Source organism: Spongiibacter pelagi (assembly GCF_014705705.1).
In the GTDB taxonomy this organism is placed as follows: Bacteria; Pseudomonadota; Gammaproteobacteria; order Pseudomonadales; family Spongiibacteraceae; genus Spongiibacter; species Spongiibacter pelagi.
The window spans coordinates 1-1,407 of sequence record NZ_JACXLD010000044.1; the positions used below are offsets into that span (position 1 = coordinate 1).

1 protein-coding gene is annotated in these 1,407 nt (G+C 60.0%); it reads right to left on the bottom strand.

Annotated elements, in window-relative coordinates; genetic code table 11:
- Positions 1-235: 235 nt before the first annotated feature.
- Positions 236-1,407 (bottom strand): IS91-like element ISCR2 family transposase (locus IB286_RS15350; protein ID WP_223826460.1); only part of this gene is annotated, 1,172 nt, incomplete at its 5' end.

Here is a 1,407-nt window from a genome sequence, read left to right on the forward strand (position 1 = left end):
ACGTATAGGAAGAATAAACGCCCTTTTCACCCAAGTCCAACAGCTTTGGACCGCAGTTGACTCTTTCGACACCCCTGCGATGCAACCCAATCCGGCTGACGGGGAGCCAGCAACGCTGAAAATTTACCCTCCTCTTTCCCACTAGCGGCTCCTTTTCCGACAACCAGCACGGCGGATCCCTGCCGCGGCGCTGTGAACGCAGCATTTTGATTGGTATCGTTGGCCTTCAGGCTCGTCAGTCAAACAGACCCAGGAGCAGCTCAGCCGGTGGCGCCCGGCTTTCGGGTAACGCCCTGGTCCCGCTGGTTTCGGCTTTGTGCTTCAGGTGATCAAGGATCTGCTTGATCACTATAGGGTCTTCAATGCAGGCGATGACTTTCATGGCGCCGCCGCAGCCGCTGCAGGTCTCGATGTCGATATTGAAAACACGCTTGAGCCGTTGCGCCCATGTCATCGACGCTCGCCGTTGTGCTGGTGTTGCCGGTTCATCAGCCACCCTGACCTTGTTGCCCCTGCCCCGTTTTGCCGGCGTGACCAACGCCCGGTGCCGACTGTTGGGTGCGAACACCCCGTGGAAGCGGGTTAGGTTGACTCTGGGCTTCGGTACCAGGGCGGCCAGCCTTGCAATGAAATCCAATGGTTCGAAAATGACGTGCGTGGTGCCGTCCCGGTACGGCGTCTTGAGCTGGTAGCGCACGTTGCCGCCTCGTGTTAACGACAGCCGCTTCTCGGATACCGCCGGGCGGCTGATGTACCGGCACAGCCGTTCGAGCTTCTTGCGTTCATCGGCCCTGGCCGCCACGCCGGCGTGCAGGCTGAACCCGGCTACCTTGCCAATCCCGTCACCGAACGGATCACCACTGGTCGGCAGAGTTTGCAAAGTGAACACCTTTCGCCCCGCCTGTGAACCGACAGCGATACGGTAAGTGATCGAGTGCCCCAGCAGGGGTGTCATCGGGTCGTCATCCACCGCATCCGAGGCCAGATAGCTGTTTTCGACATCCCGTTCCAGCAGGCCTTGCCGTTCCAGATAGCGACCCACCCGGTGGGCGATGGTGTGCGTCAGCTGGGTGAGCTCTGGGCTGGTCGGCGCCTTGACCCAGCGGAAACGCGCTGAGCCGTGGGATTGCTCGACATACACACCGTCGAGAAACAGCATGTGGAAGTGAACATTCAGATTGAGCGCCGATCCAAAACGCTGGATCAGGGTGACCGCGCCCGTCTTGGCCACTTGGTGGGTATGGCCCGCTTTCTTGACCAGGTGCGTGGCAATGACGCGGTAAACGATGCCCAGCACCCGCCCCATGATCTCGGGCCGGCTGGCAAACAGGAAACGCAGCTGAAACGGGAAACTCAACACCCACTGACGCATGGGTTGTTCAGGCAGTACTTCATCAACCAGCAAGG